General features: G+C 70.6%; 4 protein-coding genes and 1 pseudogene. All 5 read left to right on the forward strand.

The features are described 5' to 3' along the window. A pseudogene (locus G6018_RS03810) lies at positions 1-588 on the forward strand (helicase-associated domain-containing protein); the annotation flags it as partial. Positions 589-678: 90 nt separating this feature from the next. Further along, positions 679-2,346: a DNA repair helicase XPB gene (locus G6018_RS03815; RefSeq protein WP_179524654.1), complete on the forward strand. Its 1,668-nt coding sequence runs from the start codon at positions 679-681 to the stop codon at positions 2,344-2,346. A gap of 57 nt (positions 2,347-2,403) precedes the next feature. After that, on the forward strand, positions 2,404-3,090 hold the full coding sequence (locus G6018_RS03820) for a DUF3239 domain-containing protein (RefSeq protein ID WP_179524653.1): 687 nt from the start codon (positions 2,404-2,406) through the stop codon (positions 3,088-3,090). 145 nt (positions 3,091-3,235) lie between these two features. Beyond that, positions 3,236-5,761: a nitrite reductase large subunit NirB gene (gene nirB / locus G6018_RS03825; protein ID WP_182616220.1), complete on the forward strand. Its 2,526-nt coding sequence runs from the start codon at positions 3,236-3,238 to the stop codon at positions 5,759-5,761. Between the two features lie 30 nt (positions 5,762-5,791). Then, entirely contained in the window at positions 5,792-6,172 is a 381-nt protein-coding gene (nirD, locus tag G6018_RS03830) for a nitrite reductase small subunit NirD (RefSeq protein ID WP_182609571.1), read from the forward strand. Positions 6,173-6,288 lie beyond the last annotated feature (116 nt).

Genomic DNA, 6,288 nt, shown 5'->3' on the forward strand with positions numbered 1-6,288 from the left:
GCGGGGGCCGCGCTGTCGTTCCTCCGCTGTGACGACCCGTCGCTTGTGGCCCAGGTCCTGGGCTCCCCGGTGGCGGAGAGTTGCGCCCTGCGTTCCGTCGCCCCGACCGTCCTCATCTCCCAGGCCCGTCCGTTGGATCTCGTCGAGGCCCTCCGGGAGCACGGGTACGCGCCCGTCGTCGAGGACACCTCCGGCGCCGTCGTCGCACTCACCCGCCCGGTGGCCCGGGTCCGGGCCACCTCCCCCGGCCGCACCCCCCGGGTCCCGACGCGTACCGCCACCACCGGCGAGCTCCGTGCGGCGATCACGGCGATGCGCTCGGCCGACCGCGTGCGGTCGGCGCGCGGTTCCTCGGGTGACGGGTACACGGGTGAGGCCGCCATCGCCCGCCTGCACGAGGCCGCGGGGTCGGGCACCGCGGTCACGGTCTCCGTGGTCGACGCGCAGGGCCGCTCGACGTCGCGACTCGTCATCCCCGTCTCCGTCGCGGGGGGCCGGATCGAAGGGGTGGAACCCGATTCCGCCGAGGCCGTGACCCTGCCGTTGCACCGCGTGATCTCGGTGGCCGATGTGGACCCCACCCGCTGACCCCACCCGCCGGCCCGACCCTCCGTCGCGATTTCCGGGACACTGGAGGGTCGGACCCACGCGGGCCCGCGAGAACCGAGGAGAACCGAAGTGAGTGGTGGACCGCTGATCGTCCAGTCGGACAAGACCGTGCTGCTGGAGATCGACCACGACCAGGCAGGCGACGCCCGGCAGGCCCTGGCCCCGTTCGCCGAACTCGAGCGCGCCCCCGAACACGTCCACACCTACCGGATCACGCCGCTCGCCCTGTGGAACGCGCGGGCCGCCGGTCACGACGCCGAGCAGGTCGTCGACGTGCTCGTCACCTACTCGCGCTTCCCCGTCCCACAGCCGCTCCTGGTCGACATCGCGGACACCATGGCCCGCTACGGCCGGCTTCAACTGGTCAAGAGCCCGGTCCACGGTCTCACCCTCATCTCTCTCGACGCCGCAGTGCTCGCCGAGGTCAGGCGACACAAGAAGATCGCCCCGATGCTCGGGGCGGAGATCGACGCCGACACCGTGATCGTCCACGCGTCCGAGCGCGGTCGGCTCAAGCAGGAGTTGCTGAAGGTGGGGTGGCCGGCCGAGGACCTGGCCGGGTACGTCGACGGCGAGGCCCACGAGATCTCCCTGTCCACCGAGTCCGAGCCCTGGGAGCTCCGCGACTACCAACAGATGGCCGCGGACTCCTTCTGGGCGGGCGGCTCCGGCGTCGTCGTCCTGCCCTGCGGGGCCGGCAAGACCATGGTCGGCGCGGCGGCGATGGCCCGCGCCAAGGCCACCACGCTCATCCTCGTGACCAACACCGTCGCCGGTCGGCAGTGGAAGCGCGAACTGCTCGCCCGGACCACGCTCACGGAGGACGAGATCGGCGAGTACTCGGGCGAACGCAAGGAGATCCGCCCGGTCACCATCGCCACGTATCAGGTCGTCACCCGCAAGACCAAGGGCGTGCACCGGGCGCTGGAGCTCTTCGACTCCCGGGACTGGGGACTGATGATCTACGACGAGGTGCACCTGCTCCCGGCACCGGTCTTCCGGATGACCGCGGACCTGCAGTCGCGTCGCCGTCTCGGGCTCACCGCCACGCTGGTCCGTGAGGACGGCCGGGAGGGTGACGTGTTCTCCCTCATCGGCCCCAAGCGCTACGACGCCCCCTGGAAGGACATCGAGGCGCAGGGGTGGATCGCCCCGGCCGACTGCGTGGAGGTCCGCGTGACGCTGACCGAGAACGAGCGGATGATGTACGCCACCGCCGAGGCCGAGGACAAGTACAAGTTGTGCTCGACCGCCCGCACCAAGATCGCGGTGGTGAAGCAGATCCTGGCCAGGCACTCCGGTGCCCCGACGCTGGTGATCGGCGCCTATCTGGACCAGCTGGAGGAACTGGGGGTCGAGCTGGACGCCCCGGTGATCCAGGGTTCCACCTCCAACAAGGAGCGGGAGAAGCTCTTCAACGCCTTCCGCGCCGGGGAGATCTCCACCCTGGTGGTGTCCAAGGTGGCCAACTTCTCGATCGACCTACCGGAGGCGAGCGTCGCCGTGCAGGTCTCCGGGACCTTCGGCTCCCGACAGGAGGAGGCCCAGCGGCTCGGGCGACTCCTGCGCCCCAAGAAGGACGGCGGACAGGCGCACTTCTACTCCGTGGTCTCCCGGGACACCCTCGACGCGGAGTACGCCGCCCACCGCCAGCGGTTCCTCGCCGAGCAGGGCTACGCCTACCGGATCACCGACGCCGACGACCTGCTCGGCCCGGAGCTGCCCGGGATCGGCTGAGCACACGGCCCGCCCTGGGCGTCCCACCCTCGCCGTGGCGCCTGGGATACTGGGTCCATGGCCTCCGATCGCACCTCCCGCGCCCCTCACGAGCAGTACCGCCTCGCCGACTTCCCCGTGGACGACGCCTGGGTCCGGAAGAACAACGAGAGCCTGGCCGAGGTGCGTCGTTTGCAGTGGTCCGCCGGGATCCTCGGGGTCGTCGTCCTCGCCGCCGGGACCGGGATGCTGCTCTACTCGGGCCTCGAACCGTGGGGCTGGATCATCGCCGCGCTGGCCGGCGTCTTCGCGATCGGGTGCCTGGCCATGATCGGGTACATCCCCCGGAAGATGGGATCCATGGCGCACACCTACGCCACCTCGGAACTCGTCCCGGCGATCGTCGCCGAGGTGCGACCGCGTGGGCTCACCCTGCTGGCCCTGGTCGACCGCGCCGTCGACCGGTCCGCGGGCTCGCTCCCCGCTCTGGCCGTCCGCAGTTGTGAGAAGATCCCGGGCCACGACGTCCGCGTGGGCACGCGGGTCCCCTGCGTCGCCGTGGTGGGCAACCGCAGCGCCCGCGGAGGTGACAACCTCTACCAGTTCATCTCCCCCATGCCCGTCGCCTGGGCCACCCCGGACGCCGCCGTGCTGCGGAGGCTGACCAAGGAGATCCCGGCCGGCGAGTGGGAGACCCTGCGCCAGAACCTCGACCGGGTCGGAGAGGTGTCGGCGTCTCCGGCCAACCTCGTGCCACTCGACTGAGAGCCCTCCCACCGCTCGACACCGTGGGCCTCACCCGACGCTCCTCCACCTGTGAGCAAGTCGTCACGGCACCGTGATCCGCCGCCACTGCGCGGAAACACGCGCTTTCTAGCCTGGTCGGCACAGGCTAGAAGGAGGTCTCCACATGACCGAGCACATCGTCGTCGTCGGACACGGAATGGTCGCCCACCGGTTCGTCTCCACCCTCGCGTCCCGGTGGGCCACCGCCGATCTCACCGTCACGGTGATCGGCGAGGAGACGGACCCGGCGTACGACCGCGTCGGCCTCTCCTCCTACGTCGGGGCGTGGGACCGCGAGTCGCTCCACCTCGAGGACGCCCGGCACGGCGCCGATCCGCGGGTGACCGTGCGATCGGGTCACCTGGTCACCGCGATCGACCGCGAGGCCGGGGAGGTCGAACTCTCGTCGGGCGAGCGGATCGCCTACGACACGCTGGTCCTGGCGACCGGCTCGCGGGCGTTCGTCCCACCGGTGCCCGGCCATGACCTCCCGGGATGTCACGTCTACCGCACCCTCGACGATCTCGACGGGATCCGCGCGGCCGCCGAACGCGCCGGGTCGGGCTCCCACGGCGTCGTGATCGGCGGTGGGTTGCTCGGCCTCGAGGCGGCCAACGCGGTGAGCCTGCTCGGGCTCACGCCGCACGTGGTCGAACGCAACGACCGGCTCATGCCACTGCAGGTGGACGCCGGTGGCGGCCATGTCCTGGCGTCTCTGATCCGTGAACTGGGGATCGAGATCCACCTCTCGGTGACCGGCACGGAGATCGCCGAGACGCCCGACGGGCTGACCGTCCGACTCACCGACGACGAGGGGGTCACCACGGTCGTCGACGCCGCCTTCGTGGTGTTCTCGGCGGGCGTCCGCCCGAGGGACGAACTCGCGCGGCTCTCCGGTCTGGACACCGCCGAGCGGGGCGGCATCCTCACCGACCTCGCGTGCCGGACCTCGGACCCGAACATCTACGCGATCGGCGAGTGCGCTGCCATCGACGGCACCTGCTACGGGCTCGTCGGTCCCGGGTACACCTCCGCCGAGGTGGCCGCGGCCACGATCCTCAGCGGCGAGGGGGAGTTCACCGGGGCCGACCTGTCCACCAAACTCAAGCTCCTCGGGGTGGACATGGCGAGTTTCGGCGACGCGCACGGCGTCACGCCCGGTTGCCTCGAGGTGGTGGTCAACGATCCCGTCGCGGGGACCTACTCCAAGCTGGTCATGAGCGACGACGCCCAGACCCTCCTGGGTGGGGTGTTCGTCGGCGATTCCGGGCCGTACTCGCTGCTCAAGCCACTCGTCGGCCGCACGCTGCCGTCCCCCGACCCGATCTCGCTCATCTCCCGCTCCACCGGTAACGATCCCGGGGTCGGGGTGGAGGCGCTCCCCGACGAGGCGCAGATCTGCTCGTGCAACGCCGTCACCAAGGGCGACGTCCGCGAGGCCATCTGCGGCGGCGCCTGCGACGTGGCCGACCTCAAGTCGTGCACCCGGGCCGGCACCTCGTGCGGCTCGTGTATCCCCCTGCTCAAGCAGGTCCTCGAAGCGGAGGGGGTCGAGCAGTCGACGGCGCTGTGTGAGCACTTCGAGCAGTCCCGGTCGGAGCTCTTCGAGATCGTCACGGTCACCGGGATCCGGACCTTCTCCGGTCTGATCGAGCGCTTCGGCCACGGGTCCGGCTGCGACATCTGCAAGCCCACCGTCGCGTCCATCCTGGCCTCCACCAGTTCCGACCACGTCCTCGACGGGGAACAGGCCGCACTGCAGGACACCAACGACCACTTCCTCGCCAACATCCAGAAGAACGGCACCTATTCGGTGGTGCCCCGGATGCCGGGCGGCGAGGTGTCCGCGGAGCAACTCATCGTGATCGGTGAGATCGCGCGTGATCACGACCTGTACGTCAAGGTGACCGGCGGTCAGCGCATCGACATGTTCGGTGCGCGCGTCGAGGAACTGCCGGTGATCTGGAAGCGGCTCGTGGACGCCGGCATGGAGTCGGGGCACGCCTACGGCAAGTCGCTGCGCACGGTCAAGAGCTGTGTGGGCACCTCGTGGTGCCGCTACGGACAGCAGGACTCGGTCGGGATGGCGGTGCTGATGGAGAACCGCTACCGCGGACTGCGCGCGCCCCACAAGATCAAGATGGCGGTCTCGGGGTGTGCGCGCGAATGCGCGGAGGCCCGCGGCAAGGACGTCGGCGTGATCGCCACCGAGACCGGCTGGAACCTGTACGTCGGCGGCAACGGGGGCGCGACGCCCAGGCACGCGCAACTGCTCGTCGGTGACCTGACCGACGAGGAGCTGATCCGCTACATCGACCGCACGGTGATGTTCTACGTCCGGACGGCCGAGCGGCTCCAGCGGATGGCGCCCTGGCTCGAATCGCTGGACGGCGGCATCGACCACCTGCGCGAGGTGGTGTGCGACGACTCCCTCGACCTGGCCGCCGAGCTGGAGGGTCGGATGGAGGCCCACGTCGCGGGCTACGTGGACGAGTGGTCCGCGGTTCTGGACGACCCCGACAAGCTCGCCCGGTTCGTGTCCTTCGTCAACGCGCCCGAGTCCCCGGACCCCACCGTCGAGTTCGAGGAGAAGGACGGCCGCAAGGTCCCGGTCCTCCTCGGCTCCCCCGCGATGCCCGCACGAGTCTGACCCAACCCGAACCCCCGAAAGGACACCGTCATGACCGCACTCCTGTCCCCCACCGAGATCGAGGTCTGCCCCCTCGAGCGGCTCATCCCGGGGCGGGGCGTCGCCGCCCTGCTGCCCGACGGCCGACAGATCGCCGTCTACCTCCTGGACGACGGCAGTGTCCACGCCCTGTGCAACATCGACCCGATCGCCCGGGCCGCCGTGATGAGCCGTGGTCTCGTCGGCGACCGCGGGGGGGTCCCCGTGGCCATCTCCCCCATCGGCAAGCAGGCCTACGCCTTGGAGGACGGGCGCGGGGTCGACGACGAGTCGTACGGACTGTCCGTGTTCCCGGCCAGGGTCGTCGACGGCACCGTCCTGGTCTCCACCGAGGCCGCGATCCGGCACCAGGGGAGCCGGCTCGCCGCGTAGCCGGGCGCACCGGATCGCCGCACGGAGGCGGCACCGCCGGAACCCACGAGAGACGTCAGGCGCCACCGCGTGGATCCACGTGGTGGCGCCTGACCGCGTGCCGCGACCTGCGAGCA

This window comes from Dietzia sp. DQ11-44 (assembly GCF_014145205.1).
GTDB lineage: Bacteria > Actinomycetota > Actinomycetes > Mycobacteriales > Mycobacteriaceae > Dietzia > Dietzia natronolimnaea.

What these genes read in the sequence shown, in the direction of transcription:
- G6018_RS03820 (WP_179524653.1), top strand. Translation starts at nt 2,404, where the DNA reads ATGGCCTCCGATCGCACCTCCCGCGCCCCTCACGAGCAGTACCGCCTC.
- nirB (WP_182616220.1), top strand. Translation starts at nt 3,236, where the DNA reads ATGACCGAGCACATCGTCGTCGTCGGACACGGAATGGTCGCCCACCGG.
- nirD (WP_182609571.1), top strand. Translation starts at nt 5,792, where the DNA reads ATGACCGCACTCCTGTCCCCCACCGAGATCGAGGTCTGCCCCCTCGAG.